Source organism: Stenotrophomonas mori (assembly GCF_023556335.1).
GTDB lineage: Bacteria > Pseudomonadota > Gammaproteobacteria > Xanthomonadales > Xanthomonadaceae > Stenotrophomonas > Stenotrophomonas mori.
The window spans coordinates 1,340,491-1,366,116 of record NZ_JAIKTS010000001.1 but is presented as its reverse complement, the minus strand read 5'-3'; the positions used below and the strand labels follow the sequence as shown (position 1 = coordinate 1,366,116).

The 25,626-nt window shown below is 70.5% G+C and carries 28 protein-coding genes; 16 read left to right on the top strand and 12 right to left on the bottom strand.

Going from position 1 to position 25,626, the window contains the following annotated elements:
* The first annotated feature begins 44 nt into the window (after positions 1–44).
* On the top strand, positions 45–2,345 hold the full coding sequence (locus K5L01_RS06160) for a transferrin receptor-like dimerization domain-containing protein (protein ID WP_250062883.1): 2,301 nt from the start codon (positions 45–47) through the stop codon (positions 2,343–2,345).
* A gap of 76 nt (positions 2,346–2,421) precedes the next feature.
* On the opposite strand, the gene K5L01_RS06155 is transcribed toward K5L01_RS06160, so the two are convergent.
* From K5L01_RS06155 to K5L01_RS06130, 6 genes are all read right to left on the bottom strand, one after another.
* Complete coding sequence (locus K5L01_RS06155; RefSeq protein WP_250062880.1) at positions 2,422–3,435, bottom strand: magnesium and cobalt transport protein CorA; 1,014 nt, start codon at positions 3,433–3,435, stop codon at positions 2,422–2,424.
* A gap of 52 nt (positions 3,436–3,487) precedes the next feature.
* The gene (locus K5L01_RS06150; RefSeq protein ID WP_250063500.1) at positions 3,488–4,660 is read right to left on the bottom strand and encodes a lipoprotein N-acyltransferase Lnb domain-containing protein; all 1,173 of its coding nucleotides are present in this window, start codon (positions 4,658–4,660) and stop codon (positions 3,488–3,490) included.
* 38 nt (positions 4,661–4,698) lie between these two features.
* On the bottom strand, positions 4,699–5,577 hold the full coding sequence (locus tag K5L01_RS06145) for a CorC family transporter (RefSeq protein WP_250062878.1): 879 nt from the start codon (positions 5,575–5,577) through the stop codon (positions 4,699–4,701).
* Positions 5,578–5,637: 60 nt separating this feature from the next.
* Positions 5,638–6,183, bottom strand: a complete 546-nt coding sequence (locus K5L01_RS06140) for a hypothetical protein (protein WP_250062876.1) — start codon at positions 6,181–6,183, stop codon at positions 5,638–5,640.
* 117 nt (positions 6,184–6,300) lie between these two features.
* On the bottom strand, positions 6,301–6,786 hold the full coding sequence (gene ybeY, locus K5L01_RS06135) for an rRNA maturation RNase YbeY (RefSeq protein ID WP_250062873.1): 486 nt from the start codon (positions 6,784–6,786) through the stop codon (positions 6,301–6,303).
* Positions 6,787–7,001: 215 nt separating this feature from the next.
* Positions 7,002–7,985 carry a PhoH family protein gene (locus tag K5L01_RS06130; protein ID WP_250062871.1) on the bottom strand — a complete coding sequence of 328 codons (984 nt, stop codon included), beginning with the start codon at positions 7,983–7,985 and terminating at the stop codon, positions 7,002–7,004.
* A 177-nt stretch (positions 7,986–8,162) separates the two neighbouring features.
* Here K5L01_RS06130 and K5L01_RS06125 point away from each other — a divergent pair, with 177 nt between their 5' ends.
* From K5L01_RS06125 to K5L01_RS06110, 4 genes are read left to right on the top strand one after another with little or no spacing between them, the layout of a single operon-like run.
* Complete coding sequence (locus K5L01_RS06125; protein ID WP_250062869.1) at positions 8,163–8,885, top strand: TetR/AcrR family transcriptional regulator; 723 nt, start codon at positions 8,163–8,165, stop codon at positions 8,883–8,885.
* Positions 8,878–9,834 (top strand): HlyD family secretion protein, encoded by a 957-nt coding sequence (locus K5L01_RS06120; protein ID WP_250062866.1) that lies wholly within the window; start codon positions 8,878–8,880, stop codon positions 9,832–9,834. The genes K5L01_RS06125 and K5L01_RS06120 overlap by 8 nt, the downstream gene beginning before the upstream one ends.
* Before the next feature lie 31 nt (positions 9,835–9,865).
* The gene (locus K5L01_RS06115; protein ID WP_250063498.1) at positions 9,866–10,792 is read left to right on the top strand and encodes an ABC transporter ATP-binding protein; all 927 of its coding nucleotides are present in this window, start codon (positions 9,866–9,868) and stop codon (positions 10,790–10,792) included.
* A complete protein-coding gene (locus K5L01_RS06110; RefSeq protein ID WP_250062864.1) occupies positions 10,789–11,877 on the top strand; it encodes an ABC transporter permease in 1,089 nt (362 codons plus the stop codon). Before K5L01_RS06115 ends, K5L01_RS06110 begins: the two co-directional genes overlap by 4 nt.
* A 238-nt stretch (positions 11,878–12,115) precedes the next feature.
* Here the strand turns inward: K5L01_RS06110 and miaB are convergent, their stop codons facing one another.
* On the bottom strand, positions 12,116–13,597 hold the full coding sequence (miaB, locus tag K5L01_RS06105) for a tRNA (N6-isopentenyl adenosine(37)-C2)-methylthiotransferase MiaB (protein ID WP_250062862.1): 1,482 nt from the start codon (positions 13,595–13,597) through the stop codon (positions 12,116–12,118).
* A gap of 158 nt (positions 13,598–13,755) precedes the next feature.
* Between miaB and K5L01_RS06100 the strand changes: the two genes are divergently transcribed.
* From K5L01_RS06100 to K5L01_RS06075, 6 genes are all read left to right on the top strand, one after another.
* Positions 13,756–14,649 carry a lytic transglycosylase domain-containing protein gene (locus K5L01_RS06100; RefSeq protein ID WP_250062860.1) on the top strand — a complete coding sequence of 298 codons (894 nt, stop codon included), beginning with the start codon at positions 13,756–13,758 and terminating at the stop codon, positions 14,647–14,649.
* 168 nt (positions 14,650–14,817) lie between these two features.
* On the top strand, positions 14,818–15,438 hold the full coding sequence (gene petA, locus K5L01_RS06095; protein WP_250062858.1) for a ubiquinol-cytochrome c reductase iron-sulfur subunit: 621 nt from the start codon (positions 14,818–14,820) through the stop codon (positions 15,436–15,438).
* 2 nt (positions 15,439–15,440) lie between these two features.
* Positions 15,441–16,703: a cytochrome b gene (locus tag K5L01_RS06090; protein ID WP_250062856.1), complete on the top strand. Its 1,263-nt coding sequence runs from the start codon at positions 15,441–15,443 to the stop codon at positions 16,701–16,703.
* The gene (locus K5L01_RS06085) at positions 16,696–17,436 is read left to right on the top strand and encodes a cytochrome c1 (protein WP_250062854.1); all 741 of its coding nucleotides are present in this window, start codon (positions 16,696–16,698) and stop codon (positions 17,434–17,436) included. The genes K5L01_RS06090 and K5L01_RS06085 overlap by 8 nt, the downstream gene beginning before the upstream one ends.
* Positions 17,437–17,585: 149 nt before the next feature.
* Complete coding sequence (locus K5L01_RS06080; protein WP_250062851.1) at positions 17,586–18,221, top strand: glutathione S-transferase N-terminal domain-containing protein; 636 nt, start codon at positions 17,586–17,588, stop codon at positions 18,219–18,221.
* A gap of 79 nt (positions 18,222–18,300) precedes the next feature.
* A complete protein-coding gene (locus K5L01_RS06075; protein ID WP_250062849.1) occupies positions 18,301–18,744 on the top strand; it encodes a ClpXP protease specificity-enhancing factor in 444 nt (147 codons plus the stop codon).
* Positions 18,745–18,810: 66 nt separating this feature from the next.
* On the opposite strand, the gene K5L01_RS06070 is transcribed toward K5L01_RS06075, so the two are convergent.
* The 4 genes from K5L01_RS06070 to K5L01_RS06055 all read right to left on the bottom strand — a co-directional run bounded on the left by K5L01_RS06070 (position 18,811) and on the right by K5L01_RS06055 (position 21,377).
* Positions 18,811–19,170 (bottom strand): DUF3301 domain-containing protein, encoded by a 360-nt coding sequence (locus tag K5L01_RS06070; RefSeq protein WP_250062847.1) that lies wholly within the window; start codon positions 19,168–19,170, stop codon positions 18,811–18,813.
* An 89-nt stretch (positions 19,171–19,259) separates the two neighbouring features.
* A complete protein-coding gene (locus tag K5L01_RS06065) occupies positions 19,260–20,189 on the bottom strand; it encodes a DUF2272 domain-containing protein (protein WP_250062846.1) in 930 nt (309 codons plus the stop codon).
* 61 nt (positions 20,190–20,250) lie between these two features.
* Complete coding sequence (nadC, locus tag K5L01_RS06060) at positions 20,251–21,108, bottom strand: carboxylating nicotinate-nucleotide diphosphorylase (protein WP_250062845.1); 858 nt, start codon at positions 21,106–21,108, stop codon at positions 20,251–20,253.
* On the bottom strand, positions 21,108–21,377 hold the full coding sequence (locus K5L01_RS06055; protein ID WP_250062844.1) for a Trm112 family protein: 270 nt from the start codon (positions 21,375–21,377) through the stop codon (positions 21,108–21,110). The genes nadC and K5L01_RS06055 overlap by 1 nt, the downstream gene beginning before the upstream one ends.
* 59 nt (positions 21,378–21,436) lie before the next feature.
* Here K5L01_RS06055 and purE point away from each other — a divergent pair, with 59 nt between their 5' ends.
* Positions 21,437–21,940: a 5-(carboxyamino)imidazole ribonucleotide mutase gene (purE, locus tag K5L01_RS06050; RefSeq protein ID WP_250062843.1), complete on the top strand. Its 504-nt coding sequence runs from the start codon at positions 21,437–21,439 to the stop codon at positions 21,938–21,940.
* Positions 21,941–21,983: 43 nt separating this feature from the next.
* Positions 21,984–23,126 (top strand): 5-(carboxyamino)imidazole ribonucleotide synthase, encoded by a 1,143-nt coding sequence (locus K5L01_RS06045; RefSeq protein WP_250062842.1) that lies wholly within the window; start codon positions 21,984–21,986, stop codon positions 23,124–23,126.
* A gap of 53 nt (positions 23,127–23,179) precedes the next feature.
* Here the strand turns inward: K5L01_RS06045 and K5L01_RS06040 are convergent, their stop codons facing one another.
* Positions 23,180–23,758, bottom strand: a complete 579-nt coding sequence (locus K5L01_RS06040) for a superoxide dismutase (protein WP_250062841.1) — start codon at positions 23,756–23,758, stop codon at positions 23,180–23,182.
* A gap of 124 nt (positions 23,759–23,882) precedes the next feature.
* On the opposite strand from K5L01_RS06040, the gene grxD reads away from it, so the two are divergent.
* Genes grxD through K5L01_RS06025 form a run of 3 tightly spaced genes read left to right on the top strand, consistent with a single transcriptional unit; the run spans position 23,883 to position 25,539 of the window.
* The gene (gene grxD / locus K5L01_RS06035) at positions 23,883–24,203 is read left to right on the top strand and encodes a Grx4 family monothiol glutaredoxin (protein WP_250062839.1); all 321 of its coding nucleotides are present in this window, start codon (positions 23,883–23,885) and stop codon (positions 24,201–24,203) included.
* On the top strand, positions 24,200–24,949 hold the full coding sequence (locus K5L01_RS06030; protein WP_250062836.1) for an SDR family NAD(P)-dependent oxidoreductase: 750 nt from the start codon (positions 24,200–24,202) through the stop codon (positions 24,947–24,949). The genes grxD and K5L01_RS06030 overlap by 4 nt, the downstream gene beginning before the upstream one ends.
* Complete coding sequence (locus tag K5L01_RS06025; RefSeq protein ID WP_250062835.1) at positions 24,946–25,539, top strand: YhgN family NAAT transporter; 594 nt, start codon at positions 24,946–24,948, stop codon at positions 25,537–25,539. The genes K5L01_RS06030 and K5L01_RS06025 overlap by 4 nt, the downstream gene beginning before the upstream one ends.
* Positions 25,540–25,626: the final 87 nt, after the last annotated feature.

Below are 25,626 nucleotides of genomic sequence, written 5' to 3'. Positions count from 1 at the left end.
TCGGTGGCCGGCGGGCGCCGGTTTCCCTTCGCCGGAGGCAGTTGATGAAATCGCGAAAGAGCAAGTCGTTGATCCCGCTGTGCCTGTTGTCGATGGTCTGTGCAGTGCCCGTGGGCGTGTACGCTGGCGACCCTCCCCCGCCGTCGATCCGTGGCTTCAGTGCCGCATCGGCGGATGCCCAGCGTGCGCGCGAGGCGCAGCTCGACCGCAGCATCGACCCCGGGCAGATGGACCAATGGCTGCGACAACTGTCCTCCGCCCCCGGCCATGTAGGCTCCGTGCATGGCCGCGCCAACGCCGAGTTCGTCCTGGCGCGTTTCCGCGAGTTCGGCTGGGACGCCAGGATCGAAAGCTTCGATGTGCTGTATCCCACGCCCAAGCGGGTGCAGGTGCAGATGCTGGCTCCGCAGCGCTATGAGGCGGTGCTGTCCGAACCGCCGGTCGATGGCGATGCGTCCTCGGCGATCCGCGAGCAGGCGTTGCCGCCGTACAACGTGTACGGCGGCGACGGCGATGTCAGTGGCGAGCTGGTATACGCCAACTACGGCGGCCCCGACGACTACGCGGAGCTGGCGCGCCGCGGCATCGACGTGCGCGGCAAGATCGTCATCACCCGCTACGGCGGCGGCTGGCGTGGCCTCAAGCCGCTGTTGGCGCAGCGTCACGGCGCGGTGGGCTGCCTGATCTACTCCGACCCGCGCGAAGACGGCTATGCCCGCGGCGACGTCTATCCGGTGGGCGGCTTCCGGCCGGAGCAGAGCGTGCAGCGCGGCTCGGTGGCCGACATGATGATCTACCCCGGCGATCCGCTGACGCCGGGCTACGGCTCGGTTCCCGGCGCCAAGCGGATTCCGCTCGCCGAGGCCGAGACCGTCCTGAAGATCCCGGTGCTGCCATTGTCCTGGGGCGACGCCACGCCGCTGCTGAAGGCGCTGCAGGGCGACGTGGTGCCCGAATCGTGGCGCGGGGCGCTGCCGCTGACCTACAAGACCGGCCCGGGGCCGGCGCGGGTACGCGTGGTGGTCGAGTCCGACTGGGGGCAGAAGACCATCCACAACGTCATCGCGCGGCTGCCCGGCACGCAGCCGCAGGAACAGTGGGTGATCCGCGGCAACCACCGCGACACCTGGGTGATGGGCGCGCAGGACCCGCTGTCCGGCACGGTGGCGATGCTGGCCGAGGCCAAGGCCCTGGGCGAGCTGGCCAAGCAGGGCTGGAAGCCCGGCCGGACGCTGGTCTACGCCAGCTGGGACGGTGAGGAGGCCGGGCTGCTGGGGTCGACCGAATGGGTCGAAACCCATGCCGCGGAGCTGCGCGACAAGGCGGTGGCCTACATCAACACCGACAGCAACGGTCGGGGCTTCCTCGGCGCCGGCGGCAGCCATTCGCTGCAGCACATGATCAACCAGGCGGCCGCGTCGGTGACCGATCCGCAGACCGGGACCAGTGTCGCCGAGCGGCTGCGCGCACGGCTGCTGGTGTCCGGGTACGAGGGCGGTGCCGCCGACAAGGCGCGCGCGCGCGGGGTGTCGGCCAGCGGCGACCTGCCGATCTCGGCGCTGGGCTCGGGCTCGGACTATGCGCCGTTCCTGGCCCACCTGGGCATCGCCTCGATGAACCTGGGGTTCGGTGGCGAGGCCCAGAGCGGGGTCTACCATTCCCATTACGACACCTATGAGCACTTCCAGCGTTTCGTCGATCCCGGGCTGGCCTATGCGGCGGCGCTGGCGCGCCTGAGCGGCCGCATCGCCCTGCGCCTGGCCGACGCCGAGATCCTGCCGATGCGGTTCTCCGACATGGGCGAGCGGATCGATGCCTATGTCGGCGAGGTGCGCCAGCTCCAGGCGGACATGCGCAAGGAGGCCCAGGACCAGCACCGGCTGCTGGATGCGGGCCTGTTCGAGCTGGCGGCCGACCCGACCCTGGTGCGCGCGCCGCCGGCACGGCTGACGGCGGTGCCGGAGATCGACATGGCGCCCCTGGAACAGGCCGCGGCGCGGCTGCGCGAGAGCCTGGCGCGCCAGGAGCAGGCCTATGCGCGGGTGGCGGCCACCGACCTGCGGCTGGACCCGCAGCGGCTGGGCGAGATCAATGCGCTCGCCGCACGGATGGAGCGGGGCCTGACCCATGCGCAGGGCCTGCCGGGCCGGCCGTGGTACCGGCACATGGTGTACGCGCCGGGCGTGATGACCGGTTACGGCGTCAAGACGTTGCCGGGGGTGCGCGAGGCGCTGGAGGCACGGCGCTGGGAAGAAGCCAGCCGCTATGTGACCGTCACCGCGCAGGTGCTCGATGGCTACCGCGCCGAAGTCGACCGGCTGGCGGCGCTGCTGGAACGTTCGTAGCAAGGCGGCGGCCCTGCAGGCACCGGGGCGGTCCGGTGCCTGCAGGGCCTGTTCCGTCCCGGCCGGGGCGCGGGGCTCAGAGCCAGCCGGAGCGCTTGAACAGCCGGTACAGCACCGCGCAGACGGCGCCGACGATGAGGATCAGCAGCGGGTAGGCGAAGCGCCCGGCCAGCTCCGGCATGTCGGCGAAGTTCATGCCGTACCAGCTGGTGATCAGGGTGGGGGCCGCGAGCAGCGCCGCCCAGGCACCGAGCCGCTTGACCGTCTCGCCCTGGGCGAGGGTGACCAGCGACAGGTTGACGCTCAGGGCGGTGCCCAGCATCTCGCGCAGGGTGTCGATGGCGTCGTTGACCCGGGCCGCATGGTCCTGCACGTCGCGCAGGTACAGCCGCGACTCGTCGTCGAGCAGCTGCGCCGGATTGCGCTGCAGGTGCGCGAGGGCGTCCTGCAGCGGGCTGACCGCCAGGCGCATCTTGTTGAGCTCGCGCTTGAGGTCGTACAGGCGGATGACGGTCCGCCGCCGGTAGTTCTCGGCGAAGATGTCCTTCTCCAGCGAGTCGAGCGTGTCGCGGAAGCTGTCGGTGATCGGCAGGTAGTTGTCCACCACCGCATCGAGCACCGCATACAGGCAGAACGCGGGCCCCATCGCCGGCAGCACGTGCTCGCGTTCCAGGCGCATGCGTACCGGCGCGTACGACAGCGAGGCGCCGTGGCGCACGGTCACCAGGTAGCGGGCGCCGAGGAAGGCGTGGGTCTCGCCGTAGCGGATGCGCTCGTCCACCACCTGCGCGGTGTGCACCACCACGAACAGCGAATCGCCATAGGTCTCCACCTTGGGCCGCTGGTGCGCCTTGCGGGTGTCCTCGATGGCCAGGTCGTGCAGGCTGAATTCGGCCTGCAGCTGCTCCAGCACCGCGTCGTCGGGTTCGTACAGGCCGACCCAGACGAAGCCCTTGCCGGGGTCCTGCAGCTTGTCGCCGATGGCGTCCAGGGGCAGCTGACGGACGATGCCGTCCTCGCCATACCAGGTGCAGTTGATGACGCAGGCGGGGTTGGCGGAGGTCACCGCCGGCACGCTGTCGTTGTCCATGGGCTTCCTCCTGGCAGGGATCGCGGCCGTGGCTGTCGCACGGCCGCGGTGGTCAGGGCCGGGCGGGCGCCGGAGCGCGGCCCAGGGCCAGCGCCAGGGCGAGATGCACCGGGAGCAGCAGCATGATCCACTGCGCATTGGTCTGGGCCTGCAGCGACAGCCAGTGCAGCGGCAGCGCCAGGGTGGCGATGCCGGCCACGGTCCAGGCGGCCCACGCGAAGAGGCGCCCGGGCCGGCGTCCGCGCAGCAGCTGCCAGGCGCCGGGCAGCAACAGCAGCGCCAGCGGGTTGAGCAGCAGCAGGTTGCGGTTGGCCCAGGCTGCGCGGTGCTCGCTCAGGCCCCACAGGTAGGCCAGCAGCAGGCCGGCCACGCCGCAGAACAGCCAGAACGGCAGCGCGAATCCGCCCAGGACACGGCGGCGTCCGCGCGCGGCCCACAGCAGTGCGGCCAGCACCAGCCCGGTCAGCAGCCAGGGCCAGTCGGCGCGGGCGCGCTCGCCCGGTTCGGCGGGCAGCCGCTGTGGCAGCAGGGCCTGTTCGGCCTGGACCAGCGGGCGGCCCTCGCTGTTGCGGACCTCGCGCAGGCTGTCGGCCAGCCGCATCGGCACGAACGCCTCCTGCCAGCGCGACAGGGGCTGGTCCGCCCAGGGGCCGAGCCCGAGGTCGAAACCCAGCCACATCCAGGGCGCCGGCGAGGCCAGCCGCACGGCCTCGCTGCGGTAGGTGTTGCCGCGCGAGCGTCCGGACAGCTGCGACCGCAGGCCGCCGTCCATGGCCCGGTCGAGGGCGTCGCGGACCATCGTCGAGCAGTTCGCGGTGAAGTAGTCGTAGCGGTAGCGGGCGTTCTCCGGGCGGGCGCGTTCGGCCAGGTCGTCGGCCAGTGCCCGCGCCTGCGCGGGCGGCAGGTCCAGCCACTGGAGGCCGGCGCCGCGTCCGGCGTCGCGGTACCCCGCCAGGTCCTCGTCCAGCGGCAGCGCGACCAGGTAGTACATCATCCGGCCGCGCACGAAGTTGCCGATGAAGTCCGTCTCGGAAGGATCGAAGAAACCGAAGTTGTAGGACAGCAGGGGGCCGCCGCCGGCGGGCGCCACGACCAGCGCATCGTGGCCGAAGCGCTCGAAGAAGACCGTGCCGGGCTGCATCGTCACCACGCCGATGCGCGGGGCCGGGCCGTGCTCGTCCACCGCGGCTGCGGCGGGGCCTGCGGCCAGCAGCAGCCACAGCATCAGCAGCGGCGCCAGCAGCCAGGCGCGGCGCGGCGCGGTCACGCCTCGTCCTGCGGGTCGGGGGGCAGCACGGTGACGTGGAACGCCTGCACCCGCCGGGCATTGGCGCGCGCGACGCGGAACACGAAACGGTCCAGCGCGAGTTCGTCGCCGATCTCGGGCAGGTGGCCCACGGCCTCGGTGACCAGGCCGCCGATGGTGTCGTAGTCGTCGTCGGAGAACGTGGCGCCGAAACGCTCGTTGAAATCCTCGATCGCGGTCAGGGCGTCGACCACGTAGCGGCCATCGGCCTGGATGGCGATCTGCGCGGTGTGGTCCTCGGCCTCGTCGTGTTCGTCGTCGATCTCGCCGACGATCTGTTCCAGCACGTCCTCGATAGTGACCACTCCGGCCACGCCGCCGTACTCGTCGACGACGATCGCCATGTGGTTGCGCGACAGCCGGAACTCCTTGAGCAGCACGTTGAGCTTCTTGGCCTCGGGGATCAGCACCGCCGGCCGCAGCAGCTCGCGGATGCTGGTGTGGGTGGCGTCGGCGATGACGCCGCGCAGCAGGTCCTTGGCCAGCAGGATGCCGAGCACGTCGTCCTTGTTCTCGCCGTGCACCGGGAAGCGCGAATGGCCGGATTCGACCACCTGCTTCATCAGTTCGAGGAAGGGCTGCTCGACCGGCAACGAGACCATCTGCGAGCGCGGGATCATGACGTCGCCGACGGTGAGCTCGGCCACCGCGATGGCGCCTTCCATCATGCGCAGGGTGTCGGCGGCGATCAGGCCGTCCTGTTCGGCGGTCTTGAGCACGGCGACCAGCTGGTCGCGGGTATGGGGTTCACCGGAGAAGGCCGCGCTCAGGCGTTCGAGCCAGCCGCGTTTCTTTTCACCCTGCTCCGGGGCGGTACTACTGTCGTCTTCGGACATCGCTTCGTTCGTGGTACCCGGCAGGCCGGGCGGTGGGGGCAAGTCTAGCAGGCCGGCCGTTCAGGCCGATGGCGGGGGCGGGGCCCCGTCCTCGTCCGGCAGGTCGAGGCTGTAGGTGCAGCCGGCCAGGGTCTTGCCGGGGTGCGAGGCGACGGTGGAGACGCTCAGGATCACCGACTCGATCAGCGCCTCGCCGCTGTCCGGGTCGCTCACGTCGCGGCTGACCAGTTCCCGGCCGGCCATGAACTTGCCGTCGGCGTCGTAGCCGGTCTCCAGCGCCAGCGCCGTGGCCAGCGGCCGCGGGTCGGGCAGGTCGAGCACCGCCATCAGGCTGGCGCCGGCCACGGCGATCTGCCGGGTGGTGTGGCCGAAGACCGTCACCGGCGTATTCAGCATGTACTCGGTCATGAACAGGTTGCCCTGGGGCAGCGGCCGCCAGCCCAGCGCGACCGCCTTGAGCGGATCGCCGGTGATCGGCGCGAGCGCGGCGAAGTCGTCCACGCCCTGGCGGCATTCGATCAGGGCCGGCAGGTCGAGGCCGGGCGCGCAGGGCGCGCTGGCGGGCAGGGCGGTGGACAGGGCGAGCAAGAGCAGCCGGGGAGTCATCGCGTGCATCGGGGAACCGGGGAAAAGGCATGCGCCGCCCTGCTGCCTGCGACCGCCGGGGCGGGGTGGGCATCGGGCGCGCAGGCGAGGGTGGCGCGGCTCATGGCCGAGGCCGGGTCATCGTTCGCCCGCATAGGGGTCGGCGATGCCCAGCTCGGCGAGGATCTCGCGCTCCAGCTGCTCCATGGCCTCGGCTTCCTTGTCGTCCTCGTGGTCCCAGCCGAGCAGGTGCAGCACGCCGTGGACGGTGAGGTGGGCATAGTGGGCGTTGAGTGCCTTGCCCTGTTCCAGGGCTTCGCGCGCGACCACCGGCGCGCAGATCACCAGGTCGCCGAGCAGCGGGAACTTGATGCCCTTGGGCAGGCCCTCGGGCAGCTCGGCGGGGAAGCTGAGCACATTGGTGGCGTAGTCCTTGCCGCGGTAGTGGCGGTTCAGCGACTGGCCTTCCCGGGCATCGACCAGGCGGATCGCGAGATCGGCATCGCGGATGCGGTTCTTCAGCGCCGCGGCGACCCAGCGGCGGAAACTCACCGCGGCGGGCAGCCCGGCGCGGGGCAGCGCATAGCTGACGGCGACGTCGAGGTTGAGGGGACCCTTGGTCATGGCGGTTCCGGGAATCGGGCGGTGCGGAAGCACACAGTATCGCGCGCATGCGCGCCCACCGCGACCCGGCGCCGCGGCGATGGCCGGTGCCCGCGGGCCGGCGATGCCCGTGCAACGCGGGACCGGGGCCTGCGGCGCGCCTGCGCGGGTGGCGCCACGCGGTCACGCGGTGGACGGCGCCGCGCGCCGCCCGCGAGGCGCCCATGGGGCGGGACCTATTCGGCCGCGGGGTTGATCCGCTGCAGCTCGCGGCGGTCGTAGGCGCTGACGATGCGCGCCACCAGGGGGTGGCGGACCACGTCGCGCGATTCGAAGAAGGTGAAGCTCACGCCGTCGACCTCGCGCAGCACGTCGACGGCGTCGCGCAGGCCGGAGGTGACGTGCTTGGGCAGGTCGGTCTGGGTGAGGTCGCCGGTGACCACCGCGGTGGAGCCGAAGCCCAGCCGGGTCAGGAACATCTTCATCTGCTCGATGGTGGTGTTCTGCGCCTCGTCCAGGATCACGAAGGCGTCGTTGAGGGTGCGCCCGCGCATGTAGGCCAGCGGTGCGATCTCGATGACGTTCTTCTCCAGCAGCTTGGCCACTTTCTCCACGCCGAGCATCTCGTACAGGGCGTCGTACAGCGGTCGCAGGTAGGGGTCGACCTTCTGCGTGAGGTCGCCGGGCAGGAAGCCGAGCTTCTCGCCGGCCTCCACCGCCGGGCGCACCAGCACCAGGCGCTGCACGCGCGATTCGTTCAGTGCATCCACCGCCATCGCCACGGCCAGGAAGGTCTTGCCGGTACCGGCCGGGCCGATGCCGAAGTTGATGTCGTGGGTGGCGATCTGGTGCAGGTAGCGCGCCTGGTTGCGGCCGCGGCCGCGCACGGTGCCGCGCTTCACCTTGACCGCCACGTCCTGGGCCTCGTAGGCGCGCTCGGCGACCTGTTCGACGTTGGCACGGCTCAGCAGCAGGTGGATGGCATGGCTGTCCAGGGGAGCGTCGGCGGCCTCCGCGTACAACGCCCTGAGCAGGCGCTCGGCCTCGTCGAGCGCGCGCTCGGGGCCGCTGACGCGGAACACGTTGCCGCGGTTGGCGATCTCCACGCCCAGCCGCAGTTCGACCTGGCGCAGGTTCTCGTTGAACGGGCCGGCGAGGTTGGCCAGCCGCGCGTTGTCGGCCGGTTCGAGAGTGAAGTCGTGGTGGGCGATGGCAGTCATGGAAGGAAAGGTGGTGCCGATGCGGTGGGTATCAATGCCGTGGGATGACGGGCCGGCATTGTCTCACTTCCCATGCGGGCGTCCGCGGGGCCGGCCATGGGCCGGCGCGGGACGTGGCGGTGCGGCCTGCACGTTTCCCTCATTGAAATTTAATTATCCATTGAATTAAATAAGCCGATGAAGCGACCCAACTCCAGGAAACCCACGGCCGGCCCCGGCACCACGACGAAGGCGCCGGCCGGTCCGGCGTCCCGCACGCCCCGCAGGCGCACACCGGGACGGCGCCCCGGCGCCGATGCCATCGACCTTCGCGAACGGTTGCTGGACGCCGCCCTGGCCTGCTTCGCCGCCCAGGGCATCGGCGCCACCTCGCTGCGCGACATCGCCCGCCGCGCCGGGGTGACGCCGGCGCTGGTCCACTACTACTACGGCGACAAGGGACAGCTGCAGCAGGCGGTGGTGGCCGAGCGGCTGTGGCCGGTGATGGCCCAGGTGCATGCCGGGGTGGGGGGGGCGGACAGCGACGTGGCCACCCTGGTGGCCGGTTTCGTTGCCGGGATCACGCGGGCGGTGGCGGCCCATCCGTGGTTGCCGACACTGTGGGTGCGGGAAATCCTCTGCGAGGGCGGTGCCCTGCGCAGCGTGATGATCGAACGGATCGGCCCGATGCTGCCGCACCTGCTGGTGGAGCGCTTCGCCGCCGCGCAGCGGGCCGGGCGGCTCAACCCGGACCTGGACCCGCGGTTGATGGTGGTGTCGCTGGTGGGGCTGACGATGTTCCCGCTGGCCAGCGCGCCGATCTGGCAGCAGCTGTTCGGTGCCGGGGACCTGGGAGCCGAGGCGGTGCAGCGGCACGCCCTGGCGTTGTTGACGCGTGGACTGGAGCTGGGACATGAATGACCGAGGCTGGGCCGGCGCGCTACTGCTGGCGACGCTGCTGGCGGGGTGCTCGTGGCAGGCGCCGCAGGCGCTGGGCACCCTGGAATGGGACCGGGTGACGGTGCCGGCGCCGGTATCCGAACGCATCGTGCGCATCGACGTGCGCGAAGGCCAGCAGGTCGCCGCCGGCGCGCCGTTGATGCAGCTCGAACCGGCCCAGGTGCGCTCGCAGCTGGAAGCGCTGCAGGCGCAGGAAGCGCAGCGCGACGCCGCGCTCCTGGAGCTGCGCCACGGGCCGCGTGCGGAGGACATCGCCCAGGCCCGCGCTGCGTTGGCCGCCGCGCAGGCGCAGGCGCAGGAGGCCAAGGCCTACCACGCACGGTTGCAGCCGCTGTCCGGGCAGCGGCTGGTGGCGGCCGCCGAGCTGGACCGTGCCCGGGCCGCCGCGCAGAGCGCGCAGGCGCAGGTGCGGCAGGCCACGGCGGCGCTGGACGAACTGCTGCATGGCAGCCGCAGCGAGCAGCTGGCGCAGGGCGAGGCCGCACTGGCGTCGGCCAGGGCCAGTGCGACGGTGCAGTCGGTGGTGCTGGACAAGCTGGCGCTGGTCGCACCGCGCGCCGGCCGCATCGACAGCCTTCCCTACAAACTCGGGGACCAGCCGGCCACCGGCGCGCCGCTGGCGGTCCTGCTGGTGGGCGAGGCGCCCTATGCGCGCGTCTACCTGCCGCAGGCGCTGCGCAACCGCGTGCAGGTGGGCGATGCGTTGCGGGTGCAGGTGCAGCCGGAGGGGCCGGTGTTCGACGGCCGCGTGCGGATGATCCGCAGCGAGCCGGTGTTCACCCCGTATTTCGCCTTGACCGGACAGGACGCCGAACGCCTGAGCTACCTGGCCGAGATCAGCCTCGGCAAGGAGGCGGCGACGCTGCCGGTGGGGGCGCCGGTGCAGGTGCTGGCCGATGCCGCGCACTGAGCCCGCCGCGGTGGAAGCCGACGACGTCGCGATCCGCGCGCGTGGCCTGAGCAAGCGCTTCGGCACGCTCACGGCGGTGGACGGCGTGGACCTGGAGGTGCCGCGCCGGCATGTCTATGGCTTCCTCGGCCCGAACGGCTCGGGCAAGTCCACCACCATCCGCATGCTGTGCGGCCTGCTCACCCCCAGCGCGGGGCGGATCGAGGTGCTCGGCCTGCGCATTCCCGAGCAGGCCGAGGCGCTGCGCAGCCGCATCGGCTACATGACCCAGAAGTTCTCGCTGTTCGACGACCTCAGCGTGCGCGAGAACCTGGAGTTCCTGGCCGCGGTGCACGACCTGCCCAAGGCGCAGGCGCGGCGGCGCATCGACGAGCTGGTCGAGCAATACCATTTCCAGGACCGGCAAAAGCAGCTGGCCGGCACCATGAGCGGCGGCCAGAAGCAGCGCCTGGCCCTGGCCGCGGCGGTGATCCATGAGCCCGAACTGCTGTTCCTGGACGAACCCACCAGCGCGGTGGACCCGGAATCGCGCCGCGATTTCTGGGAGAAGCTCTTCGAACTGGCCGATGCCGGCACCACGCTGCTGGTCTCCACGCACTACATGGACGAGGCCGAGCGCTGCCACCGCATCGCCATCCTCGACCGCGGCGTGCTGGTGGCCGACGGCACGCCGGCCGAACTCACCGCCCGGCTGGAGGGGCGCATGCTGGTGGTCGATGCCGACCGCCCGCGGCAGGCGGCAAGGGCGCTGTCGGCCTGTGCGGGCGTGGTCAGCGTGGCGCAGATCGGCAACAGCCTGCGCGTGCTGCTGGACGAGGGCGGGAACCCGACGTCGCTGGCCGATGCGCTGCGGGCGGCGGGCATCCCCGCGCGCATGCATCCGCAGGCGGCGAGCCTGGAGGACGTGTTCGTCGCCGCGACGCGCCGGAAGCCGGTGGCCGGCGGGGAGGGGGCATGAAGCTGCGCCGCCTGCTCGGGGTGATGGTCAAGGAGCTGCGGCAGATGCGGCGCGACCGCATCACCCTGGCGATGATCATCGGCATCCCGGTGATGCAGCTGCTGCTGTTCGGCTATGCGATCAACACCAACCTGCGCGACCTGTCCGCCGGCATCGCCGACCAGGCACGCACCTCGGCGTCGCGGGTGCTGGCGCGCGACATCGTGGCCACCGGCGTGGTCTCCCCGACGCTGGAGGCGGCCACGCCGCAGCAACTGGTGGACGCGATGCGGCGCGGCGAAATCAGCATCGGCATCGTGATCCCGCCCGACTACGAGCGGCGCCGCGCGGAGGGCCGCGAGGCGCTGCAGATCCTGGTCGACGGCAGCGACAACGCGGTGCAGAGCGCGGCGGCGCAGCTGGCGCGGATGCCGCTGGACAGTGCAGGCTCCGATCCGCTGGCAAGCGGTGCGATCACCCTGGTCAGCTTCTACAACCCGCAGCGCAGTTCGGCGACCAACATCGTGCCGGGGCTGGTGGGCGTGATCCTGACCATGACGATGGTGCTGTTCACTGCGGTGGCGATCGTGCGCGAACGCGAGCGCGGCAACATGGAGCTGCTGATCGCCACGCCGCTGAGCAGCGCCGAGCTGATGGTCGGCAAGGTCGTTCCCTACGTGGTTGTCGGCCTGGTGCAGACCGGCATGGTGCTGGCGCTGGGCGCCTGGCTGTTCCACGTGCCGCTGGGCGGCAGCCTGCTGGATGTCTTCCTCGCCGCCGGGCTGCTGATCGTCGCCAACCTGGCGCTGGGCCTGTTGGTCTCCACCGGTGCCCAGTCGCAGTTCCAGGCGATGCAGATGACGTTCTTCCTGTTCCTGCCCTCGATCCTGCTGTCCGGCTTCATGTTCCCGTTCGCCGGCATGCCGCGTGCGGTGCAGTGGCTGGCCGAGGTGCTGCCGTTGACGCATTTCCTGCGCCTGATCCGCGGGGTGATGCTGCGTGGCGCGAGCCTGTGGGAACTGTGGCCGGACGCGCTGGCGCTGCTGGCCTTCAGTGCGGTGATGATGGCCGGCGCGATCCTGCGGTTCCGCAAGCGGCTGGACTGACGGCGCGGCGCACGCTTCTCCACACCGGATGGCCGCGTGCCGGCCCTGTGCGGCCAGGCGTCCGGGGATGTGGCGGGGCTCTGTCCCAGGCCGTGCCGGCGTATCCACAGTGGCTGTGGATGACGGGTGCGCGGGCCTGTGGACAAGTCGCGGCAGCCCTTGCGCTGCAAGGCGCCGCGCCGGGTGGCCAGGAACTGGCCAGCGACGCCCCGCCGGAGCGGGCCTGGCAGGGCGCGGCTTACTCCCGCGTGGCGATGCGCCCGCGCAGCGAATTGGTCAGCGCCTCGGTGATCACCACGTCGACGAACTGGCCGATCATCCGCGGGTGCCCGGGGAAGTTCACCGAACGCATGTTCTCGGTCTTGCCGGTCAGTTCGTCCGGGTTCTTGCGCGAGGGGCCTTCGACCAGCACCGACTGCACGCTGCCCACCATCGCGCGCGAGATGCCCGCGGCATGCTCGTTGATGTGCGCCTGCAGCCGCGACAGCCGCGCGTGCTTTTCGGCCTCGCTGGTGGTGTCCTCCAGGTCGGCGGCGGGGGTGCCGGGGCGGCGCGAATAGATGAAGGAGAAGCTCTGGTCGAAACCGACATCCTCGATCAGCTTCATGGTCTTCTCGAAATCCGCCTCGGTCTCGCCGGGGAAGCCGACGATGAAGTCCGAACTGATCGCGATGTCCGGGCGCACCGCGCGCAGCTTGCGGATCTTGGCCTTGAATTCCAGCGCGGTGTAGCCGCGCTTCATCGCGCTGAGCACGCGGTCGCTGCCGGCCTGCACCGGCAGGTGCAGGTAGTTCGCCAGCTTGGGCACGTCGCGGTAGGCGTCCACCAGCGAGTCGGAGAACTCCAGCGGGTGCGAGGTGGTGAAGCGGATGCGGCCGATGCCGTCGATCTCGGCGAGGGTGCGGATCAGCAGGCCCAGGTCCGCATAGTGCTGTTCGCTCGGGTCAAGCCCCTCGCACGCACCGTCGCCATACGGGCCGCGGTAGGCGTTGACGTTCTGCCCGAGCAGGTTGATCTCGCGCACGCCCTGCGCGGCCAGCTGGGCGCATTCGACCACCACGTCCTCGAACGGGCGGCTGACCTCGGTGCCGCGGGTGTAGGGCACCACGCAGAACGAGCAGTACTTGGAACAGCCTTCCATGATCGAGACGAACGCCGAGGGGCCCTCGGCGCGCGGCTCGGGAAGGCGGTCGAACTTCTCGATCTCGGGGAAGCTGATGTCCACCTGCGGCCGGTTCTGCTCGCGGCGGGCGCGGATCAGCTCGGGCAGCCGGTGCAGGGTCTGCGGGCCGAACACCAGGTCCACGTAGGGCGCGCGCTTGACGATGGCCTCGCCCTCCTGCGAGGCGACGCAGCCGCCGACGCCGATGATGACGTCGCGGCCGCCGGCCTTGAGCGCCTTCCAGCGGCCGAGCTGGCTGAACACCTTTTCCTGCGCCTTCTCGCGGATCGAGCAGGTGTTGACCAGCACGACGTCCGCTTCGGCGGGGTCGTCGGTCAGCTCCAGGCCCTCGGCAGCCGCCAGCACGTCGGCCATCTTGGCCGAGTCGTACTCGTTCATCTGGCAACCGTGGGTCTTGATGTAGAGCTTGCCGCGGACCGCGCGGGAGCCGCCGGCGCGGTCCGGCGCCGGGTCGTGCCGGTGCGGGGCGGTGGGCAGGGCGACGAGCGGGGTCTCGCTCGTGGCGGGGGCAGGGCAGACGTCTGGCGTCCCGGTCATGGCGCTCAATCCATTCGGGTGGCGGGAGGAGGGCGGCAATTCTACCCGCACTTCCGGTGCCGTCCGCGCCGGCGGCCTGCCTGCCGGGCCGCCGGCCGGGCAGGGGCCGTGGCGGTGCCGGCTTGGCAAGCCCCGGTGAAGCTGGGACACTCGCGCCCATGAAGGGGAGACTGGGGACAATGGCGATCGTCATCGCTGCGCTGGCGGTTGCGCCGGCCAGCGCCGGCACCCTGTACAAGTGTGCCGGGGCGGACGGGGTCACCAGCTATGTCAGCAAGCGGGTGCCCGGTGCCCGCTGCAGCACCATCGCCTACAGCCGCGACGCCGGCCGGGCAGCACGGCCGGCGGTGGCGTCTGCGCCCGTGCCCGCCGTGGCGCCGGCAGCGGCGGTGCGGACCGCCGGCACCGCCGCGGCGCGGGCGGATACCCCGGCAGTGCCGCGCGCCGCCGCGCCGCGCGGCAGCAGCCGGCTGGTCAGCGGCCAGGTCTACTCCTACATGCAGGACGGGGTGCGCCACTACACCAGCGCGCGCCCGGCACAGGTCGCCAGCCTCGGCGCGGTCCGCACCATCCGCTACAGCTTCATCGAGCGCTGCTACGCCTGCGGTGCCGCCCCGGGGGTGGATTTCGGCAGCGTGCGCCTGAACACCACCGCCTTCCGCGAGGAGATCGCCGCGGCGGCGCGCGAGTTCGGCGTCGAAGAAGCGGTGGTGAGAGCGGTGATCCATGCCGAATCGGCCTACAACCCGTCCGCGCTCAGCCGTGCCGGTGCGCAGGGCCTGATGCAGCTGATGCCGCCCACCGCGGCGCGGTTCGGCGTCAGCGACGCCTACGATGCCGGGCAGAACATCCGCGGCGGCGTGCAGTACCTGTCGTGGCTGCTGCGCCGCTTCAAGGGCGACCTGACCCTGGCCGCGGCCGGGTACAACGCCGGCGAGGGCGCCGTGGACCGCCATGGCGGCGTTCCCCCCTACAGCGAAACCCGGTACTACGTGCGGCGCGTCGCGCAGCTGGCCGAGCGCTACCGCGGCGAACTGGGCTCGCGGCAGTAACGTTCCGGTCGTGCTGCGCTGTCGCGTGACAAACGTCATTGACTTGTGTTTCATCGCGTTGTGCGGCGGCTGATCGTTCAGCTAGACTCGCGAAAGTTCCATTCCGAGCGGTCGGGTTCCGCTGGCCGCAGGCAGCCGCAAGCCACCTAAACAATATCGGAGTGCCGAATGGCCAACGATGGGGTAAACGAGCCAGTCAATGCCGGGCGCCGGCGTTTCCTGACGGCGACCACGGCCGTGGTCGGAGCAGTCGGAGCAGGTTTCGCAGCGGTCCCTTTCATCAAGTCGTGGAACCCCAGCGCCCGTGCGCAGCTGGCCGGCGCGCCGGTCAATGCCGACATCAGCGCCCTGCAGGACGGGCAACGCCTGATCCTGGAGTGGCGTGGCCAGCCGATCTGGATCGTCAAGCGCTCCAAGGCCGTGCTCGACGCGCTGCCGACCCTGGACGGGCGCCTGCGCGATCCCAAGTCCGAGAACGCCGACCAGCAGCCGGACTACGTGCGCAAGGCCAACCCCGAGCTGCGCTCGATCAAGCCGGACATCTCGGTGCTGGTGGGCCTGTGCACCCACCTGGGCTGCTCGCCGGAAATGGCCGCCGAGATCAAGCCCGAGCCCTACGACACGGAATGGAAGGGCGGCTACTTCTGCCCCTGCCACAAATCGCGCTTCGACATGGCCGGCCGCGTCTTCCAGGGCGTGCCGGCGCCGACCAACCTGGTCGTGCCACCACACCACTACGCCGACGACAACACCATCGTCATCGGTGTCGATCCTGAGGGGGCGGCGTAATCATGGCTGACAACATCCTCGTGCGTGCCGCCAACGGCGTGATGGGCTGGGTCAACGACCGTGCACCGGCGCTGGTGCCGATGTACCGGAAGCACATGACCGAGTACTACGCGCCGAAGAACTTCAACATCTGGTACATCTTCGGCGTGCTGTCACTGGTGATCCTGGTCAACCAGATCGTCACCGGCATCTTCCTGACGATGCACTACAAGCCGAGCGCGGCCGAGGCCTTCGCCTCGGTCGAGTACATCATGCGCGACGTCGAGTGGGGCTGGCTGATCCGCTACATGCACAGCACCGGCGCCTCGCTGTTCTTCATCGTCGTCTACCTGCACATGTTCCGCGGTCTGATGTACGGCTCCTACCAGCGGCCGCGCGAGCTGGTGTGGATCCTGGGCATGCTGATCTACCTGGCGCTGATGGCCGAGGCTTTCATGGGCTACGTGCTGCCGTGGGGGCAGATGTCGTTCTGGGGGGCGAAGGTCATCATTTCGCTGTTTGGCGCCATCCCGGTGATCGGCGGCGGCCTCACCGAGTGGATCATGGGCGACTACCTGCCGTCCGATGCCACGCTCAACCGCTTCTTCGCGCTGCACGTGATCGCGGTGCCGCTGGTGCTGCTGCTGCTGGTGGTGCTGCACCTGGGGGCGCTGCACGAGGTCGGCTCCAACAACCCCGACGGCGTGGAGATCAAGAAGGGGCCGCGGGGCAACCGCTGGTCACCGAACGCGCCGGCCGACGGCGTTCCCTTCCACCCGTACTACACGGTCAAGGACAGTTTCTACGTGCTGGCGATGATGGTCATCGCGGCCTTCATCATCTTCTTCGTGCCGGCGCTGGGCGGCTGGTTCCTCGAGCACGACAACTTCACCGAGGCCAACCGCCTGGTCACCCCCGAGCACATCAAGCCGGTGTGGTACTACACGCCGTACTACGCGATGCTGCGGGTCGTGCCGGACAAGCTGGGCGGGGTGATGGTGATGTTCGGCGCGATCATGATCCTGTTCGCGCTGCCCTGGCTGGACCGCGCCCGGGTCAAGTCCTACCGCTACCGCGGAATGCTCTCCAAGGTGCTGCTGTTCGGCTTCGCTTTCAGCTTCGTGTACCTGGGCAAGATCGGTGCCGGTCCGGGAACCGACCCGGTGGAGACCATCGTCGGCCGGGTCCTGACCGCCTATTACTTCCTTTTCTTCCTGACCATGCCGGTGTGGACCCGCATGGACACGTCCAAGGCAGTGCCGGATCGGGTGACGACGCATGACTAAGAAATGGACCGCCGTGCTGGCGACGGCCGCTGCCGCCCTCCTGTCCGCCGCCACCGCGCTGGCCGCGTCCGGCGAGACGCTGCAGGCGGGCAACGACCTGGGCGACCAGGCCTCGCTGCAGCGGGGCGCGCAGGCCTACATGAACTACTGCTCGGGTTGCCACTCGCTGAAATACCTGCGCTATTCGCGCATGGCCGCCGACCTGGGGCTGAGCGAGGAGCAGGTGATGGAGAGCCTGAACTTCACCGGCGCCAAGATCGGCGAGCAGATCCAGGTGGCGATGACCAAGGAGCAGGGCGACAAATGGTTCGGCAAGATGCCGCCGGACCTGAGCCTGATCTCGCGGGTGCGCGGCAGCGACTGGATCTATACCTACCTCAAGTCGTTCTACATCGACCCGACGCGTCCGCTGGGCTGGAACAACAAGCTGTTCCCCAATGCCTCCATGCCCAATCCGCTGTGGGAGCTGCAGGGCCTGCAGCATGCCGAGCTGGGCGAACCCGACGTCGCCGGGGAGCGCCACCCGGAGCGCTTGAAGGTGGCCACGCCGGGGCGGGTGGCGCCGGCGGAGTTCGACCGGACGGTCCGCGACATCACCAATTTCCTGGAGTACGCCGGCGAGCCGGCGATCCTCAAGCGGCAGGCGATGGGACTGTGGGTGATGCTGTTCCTGGCGCTGCTGGCCTTCCTGGCCTACCTGCTCAAGAACGAGTACTGGAAGGACGTGGACTGACGGGGCCGGTCCCGGGCCGCTCCCGCGCCGGGAGCGGCGGGTACTTGGCATCGGCGCCGGCTGGCTGCACACTGAGAAAGGTGGCGACCGTGGGCGCTGGGCCCGCGGAGCCGTAAGGCTGGCGGATTCCAGCCGTTGGAGAGCCCTTGATGGCGGCGAGTGTGCGTATGCGAAATACCCTGACCTTGTTCTCGGCCAACGACGATGTCCTGTGTCACAGGGTACGGCTGGTCCTGGCCGCCAAGGGTGTCACCTACGATCTGGTGCCGGTCGATCCGCAGAATCCGCCGGAAGACCTGATCGACCTGAATCCCTACCACTCGGTGCCGACCCTGGTCGAGCGCGAGCTGGTGCTGTACGCCGCTTCGGTGGTCAGCGAGTACCTGGACGAGCGCTATCCGCACCCGCCGCTGATGCCGGTGGACCCGCTGTCGCGGGCGCGGTTGCGGCTGGCGATGCTGCGCATCGAGCACGACTGGGTGCCGCAGTTGCAGGCGGTCCAGCTGGGCAACAAGACCCAGGCCGAAGCCGCGCGCAAGCGCCTGAAGGAGCTGGTCGCGCAATCGGTGCCGCTGTTCAAGGCCTCCAAGTTCTTCCTCAATCCGGAAATGAGCCTGGCCGACTGCGCGATGGCGCCGATCATCTGGCGCCTGGAAGCGCTCGGCATTCCGCTGCCGAAGGACGGCAAGGCCATCGAGGATTACGGCAACCGCATCTTCCGCAATCCGGGTTTCATCCGCAGCCTCACCGACCAGGAAAAGAAGCTGCGCGACCTGCCGGTTTGAATGGACCCTGCTGTATGCAGACTTATCGATCGCCGCCCTCGGGCGGCGATCGCGCATCCCGGCCGCGTACACTTGCCGCATGAGTGAAGAATCTTTCCGGATGAGCAGCCACCGCCCGTATCTGCTGCGGGCGCTCGTGGAGTGGATCAACGACAACGGCATGACCCCGCACCTGATGGTCGATGCGGGCGTGCCGGGCGTGCAGGTGCCGGCCAGCGCGGTGAAGGACGAACGGGTGGTGTTGAACATCGCCGAGCGCGCGGTGATGCGGCTGCACATCGACAACGAGGCGGTGAGCTTCACCGCCCGTTTCTCGGGCGTGAGCTTCCCGGTGAACGTGCCGATCGCCGCGGTGCTGGCGGTCTATGCGCGGGAGACCGGGCAGGGCATGGCCCTGCCGGACGACATTCCGGGAACCGATGCGCCCGATCCGGGCAGCGACGACGATACGCCGCCACCCGATACGCCGCCGGAGCCGCCGCAGCCCACGGGCAAGCGTCCGTTCCTGCGCGTGGTGAAGTAGACCGTACCCGACCGCCGCCGCAAGGCGGCGGTCTGCGTTCGCGGTCCGGGGTTCCGGTCCGGGCGGCTAGCGGCTTTCGAGGTCTTCGGTGGCGTCGCTGCGTGGCTGCAGGTGGCTGACCCGGGCCTTGGCCGGCCCGGTGAACGCCGCCAGCTCCCTGCCGCGCAGGACGATGCGCCCGCTGTGGCGTTCGACGCCATCGTAGGAATAGTCGAAGCGGAAGGTGCGCTCGAAACCGAGCCAGCCGCTGGGGAGCCGGCACAGGCGCAGCCCGATGGCATGCACGCTCTGGTCCAGCCATTGCACGTCGGCGGCCTGGCAGGCGTTGCGGCCCAGTTCGGTGGCGCGTTCGGCAGCGGCCCGCGAGGTGTCCCACAGGACGTAGCCGATGGCGGCCAGGATCATCAGGATCAGCAGGGTAGGCATGCCCACACTCTAGGCGGCCGCGCGGTAAAGCGGAACCGGGCGAGCGGTGGTGGGCGGTGCAGGCAGGAGGCGGCCGCATGCGGCCGGGCTCAGTCCGTGCCGGTGGCCGGTTCCATGGGCGGCGACACCGGCGGCGGCTCCACCAGCTTCAGCAGGGCCGCCCAGTCCTGCCGGTTGAGGTCGCAGGCCGTTTCATTGGCCGGCGAACAGGACGGGGTCCACGGCAGGGCATCGGTGGGCGAGGCGGCGGCGGGTTCCAGCTGGCCGGTGCGGGTCAGGGGCAGCCGGCGCATGACCACGGCGTTGGCGACGTTGCCGCCGACCAGGTGCAGTGTGCGGTCGCCACCGGGGTTGGCGGCCACGACGATCTCGCAGTGCGACGTCCAGCGCTCGGCGCCGCCGCTGTCCAGGGCTTCCCGAAGGCCGGCGGGGCCGGCCGCCGCGCTGCGCCCGCGCAGGAAACAGAGCAGGTCGCCGGGTGCGGGCCTGTCCTGGAATGGATCGGCCAGCCGATACGGGCGGGCGGCGGCACCGTCGCGGTGCGCGGCGCGGATGTAGTCGATGTGGCGCGGGGAGCGGGTGAATCCGGGAATCCCGGCACGGGCCATGATCCAGGCGATGAAGGCCGCCGACCAGGGCGTATCGACCAGGAAGGCGCGGCAATCGTTATCGCCGGCACGGTCGCCGGGCGGGCGCTGGCAGCTGGTCGCGCCGGGGAGTGCTGCGACCACGGGCAGGAGGCCGCTGTCGCGCCAGTAGCCGGCCACCCGCTGCCAGGCGACGAGCCCGTCGTCGGCGAGCATGCCGGTTTCGGCCTCGGTGAGGGGCAGGTGGGCGATCCGGCCTTCGCGGTCGATGAACGCACGGTGCCACAGGCGGTGCTCGTTGCAGGTGGCGTGGACGAGGGCGCGCGCGGCCGCGCCGGTGCCATAGCGGGGAGGCAGGTCGCAGACTTCCGTGGCGGCGTCGGCCCCGGCGGGGACCAGGAGGGCGATGCAGAGCAGCAGACGACAGGCCACGGCGGGCTCCGCTGGGGGATGCCCGGAGCGTCGCAGGGGCGGGCGTGGCGGGGCCGTGAAATCAGCCCGGTGGCGGCCCCAGCTTCAACGACAGGTCGATGGCCTGCACGTGCTTGGTCAGGCCGCCGATGGAAATGCAGTCCACGCCGTCCTCGGCGATCGCGCGCAGTCCCTCCAGGGCCACGCTGCCGGAGACCTCCAGGGGAATGCGGCCGGCGGCGATGCGCACCGCTTCGCGGCGCATCGCCGGCGTGAAGTCGTCGATGAGGATGCGCTCGCAGCCGGCACCCAGGGCTTCTTCCAGCTGCGCCAGGTCCTCGACCTCGACCACCAGCGGCAGGCCGGGCTGGTGCGCGCGTGCGGCCCGCACCGCGGTCGTCATCGACCCGGCGGCGCGGATGTGGTTCTCCTTGAGCATCACCATGTCGAACAGGCCGGTACGGTGGTTGTCGCCGCCGCCGCAGCGCACCGCGTACTTCTGCGCCAGGCGCAGGCCGGGCAGGGTCTTGCGGGTGTCGAGGATGCGCGTACCGGTGCCGGCCACGGCGGCGACGTAGCGCGCGGTGGTGGTGGCGGTGGCGGACAGGGTCTGCAGGAAGTTCAGCGAGGTGCGTTCGGCGCTGACCAGGCTGCGGCTGCGGCCCTGCAGGGTGGCCAGCACGGTGCCGGCACGGACGTGCCCGCCCTCCGGTACCCGCCAGTCGATCCGCACCTGCGGGTCGAGCGCGCGATGGGTGGCGTCGAACCAGGGCCTGCCGGCGATCACCGCGTCCTGCTTGCACAGCAGGTAGGCGCTGTCGGCGGCATCGGGCAGCAGGGCTGCGGTGACGTCGCCGCTGCCGATGTCCTCGGCCAGGGCGCGGGCGACGTCGGCGTCGATCTGCGCCTGCGGCGGAGCGGACGGCGGCCGGGGCTGCATCACTTTCCCTGGAAACCGTCGATCTGCGCGGTGGCGATGGCTTCCTCGGCCAGCAGCACCGGAATGCCGTCCTCGACCCGGAATACCTGCGCGCGGTCACGGGTGACCAGCGCTTCGCGCAGCGGTTCGGCCTGGGCGACGCCGTCGGCACGGGTGATGCCGCCGGCGGCGATGGCGCGGTTCAGCGCGTCCAGCCCGGCACTGTCCAGCAGGGCCAGCGGCTGGCGGGTGTCGGGCGAAACGAGCAGGTCGAGCAGTTTGCGGTCCATCGGTTCGTGGTCTTGCGTGGAAGGCGGCTAGAATACGTCTTTGCAGCAGGTGACGGCCAATGACCCCCAATTCCTCCGCGCCGCTTGTCGGCATCGTGATGGGTTCCCGTTCCGACTGGGAGACCATGCAGCACGCCGCCCAGAAGCTCGATGCGCTGGGCGTTCCCTATGAAGTGAAGGTGGTGTCGGCGCACCGGACGCCGGACGTGCTGTTCACCTATGCCGAGGAGGCCGGTACGCGCGGACTGCGCGCGATCATCGCCGGCGCCGGGGGCGCGGCGCACCTGCCGGGCATGATCGCGGCCAAGACCGCGGTGCCGGTGCTCGGTGTCCCGGTGCAGTCCAAGGCGCTGAACGGCATGGACTCGCTGCTGTCGATCGTGCAGATGCCGGCCGGCGTGCCGGTGGCCACGTTCGCCATCGGCAATGCCGGCGCGTCCAATGCGGCACTGTTCGCCGCGGCGATGCTGGCACCGGCCGAAGCCGCCATCGGGCAGGCGCTGGACGCGTTCCGTGCGCGCCAGACCGCCGATGTGATGGCGACCGACGATCCCCGCAAATGAGCCGGGCAGTCATCGGGGCGGCGGTGTGCGGGAGCCGGCACGCATGACGACCGTCGGCATCCTGGGAGGTGGGCAGCTGGCCCGCATGATGGTGCTGGCCGGTGCCCCGCTGGGGCTGCGTTTCGTGGTGTTCGACCCGGCCGCCGACGCCTGTGCGGGGCCGCTGGCGCCGCTGCAGGTCGGCGCCTTCGACGATATGGACGCACTGGCCCGGTTCGCCGTCGGCGTGGACGTGGTCACCTTCGACTTCGAGAACGTGCCCGCCGCCAGTGCGCGCTGGCTGGCCGAGCGCCGCCCGGTGTTTCCGAACCCGGACGCGCTGGCCGTGGCCCAGGACCGGTTGAGCGAGAAGGCGCTGTTCCAGTCCCTGGACATCCCGCTGCCGCCGTTCGCCGACATCCGCAGCCGCGACGAGCTGGCGGCGAAGGCGGCCGAGTTCGGCATGCCCTGCATCCTCAAGACGCGCCGCCTGGGCTACGACGGCAAGGGCCAGTTCCGCATCCGCGACGAGGCCGACATCGATGCGGCCTGGCAGGCGCTGGGCGCGCAGGTCGAGAAGACCGGGCTGATCCTGGAAGGCTTCGTCGCCTTCGACCGCGAGCTCAGCGTGGTGGCGGTGCGAGGCCGCGATGGCGAGTTCCGCGCCTGGCCGCTGACCGGCAACTGGCATGTCGAGGGCGTGCTGTCGGCCAGCCTGGCGCCGGCCGCGGTCGCTCCGGCGCAGCAGGACGCGGCCATCGGCTACGCCCGGCGTGTCGCCGAGCGGCTCGATTATGTGGGGGTGTTCGCGCTGGAGCTGTTCTGCCGTGGCGAGGAGCTGCTGGCCAACGAGATGGCGCCGCGAGTGCACAACTCCGGGCACTGGACCGGCGACGGCGCGGAAACCTCGCAGTTCGAGAACCACCTGCGCGCGGTGCTGGGCCTGCCGCTCGGGGCGACGCATGCCCTGGGCCATGCCTGCATGCTCAACTGGATCGGCCGCATGCCCGATGCCGCCGCGGTCCTGGCCGAGCCGGCCGGCCACTGGCACGACTACGGCAAGCAGCCGCGCGAGGGTCGCAAGGTCGGGCACGCCAACCTGCGTGCGGACGACGCGCAGGCCCTGGCCGCCGCGCTGGAGCGGGTCGGGGTCGCACTGGACCGGCAGGCCCAGGTGGATCCGGTGGTGCACGCACTGCGGCGTTAAGCGGAAGCCGGCGGGCGGGCCGGGTCAGGGCCGCCCGGCCACGGGCGGCGGGGTCAGCGCAGCCGGGCGCTGACGAAATCCCAGTTCACCAGCTTCCAGAACGCCTGCAGGTAGCGCGCCCGGTCGTTCTGGTAGTCGGTGTAGTAGGCGTGTTCCCACAGGTTGCAGGCCAGCAGCGGCGTGCTGTCGCCGGTCAGCGGGGTGGCGGCGTTGCGGGTGGCGACGATGGCCAGGCGCCCGTCCGGATGCTGGACCAGCCAGGCCCAGCCGGAACCGAACACCGCCATCGCGGCGTGGTTGAACTCTTCGCGCAGCCTGGCCGTGTCGCCGAACTGCTGGGCGATGCGCTCGGCCAGCCGGCCATGGGGCTCGCCGCCGGCGCGCGGGTGCAGGCATTGCCAGTAGAACGCGTGGTTCCAGGCCTGGGCGGCGGCTTCGAACAGCGCGCCCTGGCTGTTGCGGACGATGTCCTCCAGGGGCGAGGCTTCCAGGTCGGTGCCGGTGGCGAGGGTGTTGACGGCCTCGACGCAGCGGCGCTGGTGGCCGTCATGGTGCAGGGCCACGGTCTCGGCCGAAAGGTGCGGATGCAGGGCGTCGCGGGCGTAAGGGAGGTCGGGCAGTTCTACCGGCATGGTCCGTTTCTTTTTGATCTGGGGCGCCGGGAGCCGTCTGGCTCGGCTTACAATCGGCAGCCACGGAAGAAGAGTCTATCCGACCGGGAAGGGCCGTTCTTTCGCAGCAGCAGGGAGAATTCCAATGGCGGTAATGGAGCAAATCCAGGCAGAGGTCGAACAGCACCCCCTCATCCTGTTCATGAAGGGCACGCCGCAGCACCCCATGTGCGGGTTCTCCAGCCGTGCCGTGCAGGCGCTGCTGGTGGCCGGAGCAGTCAACCTGCGCACGGTCAACGTGCTGGAGCTGCCCGAGGTGCGGGCCAATCTGCCGCGATATTCCAATTGGCCGACGTTCCCGCAGTTCTTCATGCACGGGGAGCTGATCGGCGGCTGCGACATCCTCCTCGAGCTGCTCGAGTCGGGCGAGCTCAAGCGTATCGTCGCCGAGGCCGGCCAGGCATGAGCGGGACGGGGGCCGGGCCGCGGGCCGGCGATGCGCGGTTGCAGGGCCGGGTGGTCCTGGTGGCCGGGGCGGCCGGTGGCCTCGGGGCGGCGGCCAGCCAGGCCTGTGCGGCCGCGGGCGCCACCGTGGTGCTGCTCGGGCGCAAGGTCGCCCGCTTGAACCGGATATACGACAGCGTGGCCCGGGCCGGTGCCGAACCGCTGCTCTATCCGCTGGACCTGGAAGGGGCCGCGCCGGACGACTACGCGGTCCTGGCGGAGCGGCTGGGGACGGAGGTCGGCCGGCTGGACGGCGTGCTGCACTGCGCGGCGGACTTCGCCGGGCTGACCCCGTTCGCGCTGGGGGATCCGGCGGCGTTCGCGCGTGCCCTGCACGTCAACCTCACGGCCCGTGCCTGGCTGACCCAGGCGTGCCTGCCGCTGCTGAAACAGCGCGAGGATGCCGCGGTGGTGTTCGCCCTGGACGATCCGCAACGGGTCGGGCAGGCCTACTGGGGCGGTTACGGCGTGGCCCAGTACGGGCTGCGCGGCCTGCTCGACAGCCTGCACAACGAATTGCGGAACACGCCGGTCCGGGTCAGCGGGCTGCAGCCCCGGCCGATGCGCACGGCGCTGCGGGCGCGTGCGTTCGCCCATGACATCGATCACGGCACGGTCGATCCCGGCCTGTGCGCCGACGCCTGCGTGCAGCTGCTGGCGGCCGAGGGTGCCCGTTGGCGGGGCCAGGTGAAGGTGCTGCGGGAATGACCATCCTTTCCGCCGCCCTGCTGCTGTTCCTGATCCTGGACCCGCTGGGCAACATCCCGGTATTCCTGAGTCTGCTCAAGCCGTTGCCGCCCCGCCGGCAACGGGTGGTGCTGGTGCGCGAGCTGCTGATCGCGCTGGCGGTGCTGATGGCGTTCCTGTGGGGCGGCAAGTACGCGCTGGAGCTGATGCACCTGCGCCAGGAATCGGTGGCGATCGCCGGCGGCATCGTGCTCTTCCTGATCGGCATCCGCATGATCTTCCCGCGGCCGGAGGGCCTGATGGGCGCGGTGCCCGATGGCGAGCCCTTCATCGTGCCGATGGCGATCCCGCTGGTAGCGGGGCCGTCGGGCATGGCGGCGGTCATGCTCATGGGCAGCAACGAGCCCGGCCGGCTCGGCGAGTGGAGCCTCGCGCTGCTGCTGGCCTGGGGAGGCACGGCATTGATCCTGATGTCGGCGACCCTGCTGTACAAGCTGCTGGGGAGCCGGGCACTGACCGCGCTGGAGCGCCTGATGGGCATGCTGCTGGTCGCGATTTCAGTGCAGATGCTGCTCGATGGCGTGGGGACGTATCTGGCGTCGGTAGGCTAAGTGGTTGATAAGGCTGGAGACGCCCGCGGGGACTGCAAGCGGGCTGTCTTATTGCGGTCATAAATTGTCGCTACCGTGTTAACCTTA

Excerpts from the sequence above, each read along its gene's own strand:
- K5L01_RS06160 (WP_250062883.1), top strand. The coding sequence starts at position 45 with ATGAAATCGCGAAAGAGCAAGTCGTTGATCCCGCTGTGCCTGTTGTCG.
- K5L01_RS06155 (WP_250062880.1), bottom strand. The coding sequence starts at position 3,435 with ATGGACAACGACAGCGTGCCGGCGGTGACCTCCGCCAACCCCGCCTGC.
- K5L01_RS06150 (WP_250063500.1), bottom strand. The coding sequence starts at position 4,660 with ATGCTGTGGCTGCTGCTGGCCGCAGGCCCCGCCGCAGCCGCGGTGGAC.
- K5L01_RS06145 (WP_250062878.1), bottom strand. The coding sequence starts at position 5,577 with ATGTCCGAAGACGACAGTAGTACCGCCCCGGAGCAGGGTGAAAAGAAA.
- K5L01_RS06140 (WP_250062876.1), bottom strand. The coding sequence starts at position 6,183 with ATGACTCCCCGGCTGCTCTTGCTCGCCCTGTCCACCGCCCTGCCCGCC.
- ybeY (WP_250062873.1), bottom strand. The coding sequence starts at position 6,786 with ATGACCAAGGGTCCCCTCAACCTCGACGTCGCCGTCAGCTATGCGCTG.
- K5L01_RS06130 (WP_250062871.1), bottom strand. The coding sequence starts at position 7,985 with ATGACTGCCATCGCCCACCACGACTTCACTCTCGAACCGGCCGACAAC.
- K5L01_RS06125 (WP_250062869.1), top strand. The coding sequence starts at position 8,163 with ATGAAGCGACCCAACTCCAGGAAACCCACGGCCGGCCCCGGCACCACG.
- K5L01_RS06120 (WP_250062866.1), top strand. The coding sequence starts at position 8,878 with ATGAATGACCGAGGCTGGGCCGGCGCGCTACTGCTGGCGACGCTGCTG.
- K5L01_RS06110 (WP_250062864.1), top strand. The coding sequence starts at position 10,789 with ATGAAGCTGCGCCGCCTGCTCGGGGTGATGGTCAAGGAGCTGCGGCAG.
- miaB (WP_250062862.1), bottom strand. The coding sequence starts at position 13,597 with ATGACCGGGACGCCAGACGTCTGCCCTGCCCCCGCCACGAGCGAGACC.
- K5L01_RS06100 (WP_250062860.1), top strand. The coding sequence starts at position 13,756 with ATGAAGGGGAGACTGGGGACAATGGCGATCGTCATCGCTGCGCTGGCG.
- petA (WP_250062858.1), top strand. The coding sequence starts at position 14,818 with ATGGCCAACGATGGGGTAAACGAGCCAGTCAATGCCGGGCGCCGGCGT.
- K5L01_RS06090 (WP_250062856.1), top strand. The coding sequence starts at position 15,441 with ATGGCTGACAACATCCTCGTGCGTGCCGCCAACGGCGTGATGGGCTGG.
- K5L01_RS06085 (WP_250062854.1), top strand. The coding sequence starts at position 16,696 with ATGACTAAGAAATGGACCGCCGTGCTGGCGACGGCCGCTGCCGCCCTC.
- K5L01_RS06080 (WP_250062851.1), top strand. The coding sequence starts at position 17,586 with ATGGCGGCGAGTGTGCGTATGCGAAATACCCTGACCTTGTTCTCGGCC.
- K5L01_RS06075 (WP_250062849.1), top strand. The coding sequence starts at position 18,301 with ATGAGTGAAGAATCTTTCCGGATGAGCAGCCACCGCCCGTATCTGCTG.
- K5L01_RS06070 (WP_250062847.1), bottom strand. The coding sequence starts at position 19,170 with ATGCCTACCCTGCTGATCCTGATGATCCTGGCCGCCATCGGCTACGTC.
- nadC (WP_250062845.1), bottom strand. The coding sequence starts at position 21,108 with ATGCAGCCCCGGCCGCCGTCCGCTCCGCCGCAGGCGCAGATCGACGCC.
- K5L01_RS06055 (WP_250062844.1), bottom strand. The coding sequence starts at position 21,377 with ATGGACCGCAAACTGCTCGACCTGCTCGTTTCGCCCGACACCCGCCAG.
- purE (WP_250062843.1), top strand. The coding sequence starts at position 21,437 with ATGACCCCCAATTCCTCCGCGCCGCTTGTCGGCATCGTGATGGGTTCC.
- K5L01_RS06045 (WP_250062842.1), top strand. The coding sequence starts at position 21,984 with ATGACGACCGTCGGCATCCTGGGAGGTGGGCAGCTGGCCCGCATGATG.
- K5L01_RS06040 (WP_250062841.1), bottom strand. The coding sequence starts at position 23,758 with ATGCCGGTAGAACTGCCCGACCTCCCTTACGCCCGCGACGCCCTGCAT.
- grxD (WP_250062839.1), top strand. The coding sequence starts at position 23,883 with ATGGCGGTAATGGAGCAAATCCAGGCAGAGGTCGAACAGCACCCCCTC.
- K5L01_RS06030 (WP_250062836.1), top strand. The coding sequence starts at position 24,200 with ATGAGCGGGACGGGGGCCGGGCCGCGGGCCGGCGATGCGCGGTTGCAG.
- K5L01_RS06025 (WP_250062835.1), top strand. The coding sequence starts at position 24,946 with ATGACCATCCTTTCCGCCGCCCTGCTGCTGTTCCTGATCCTGGACCCG.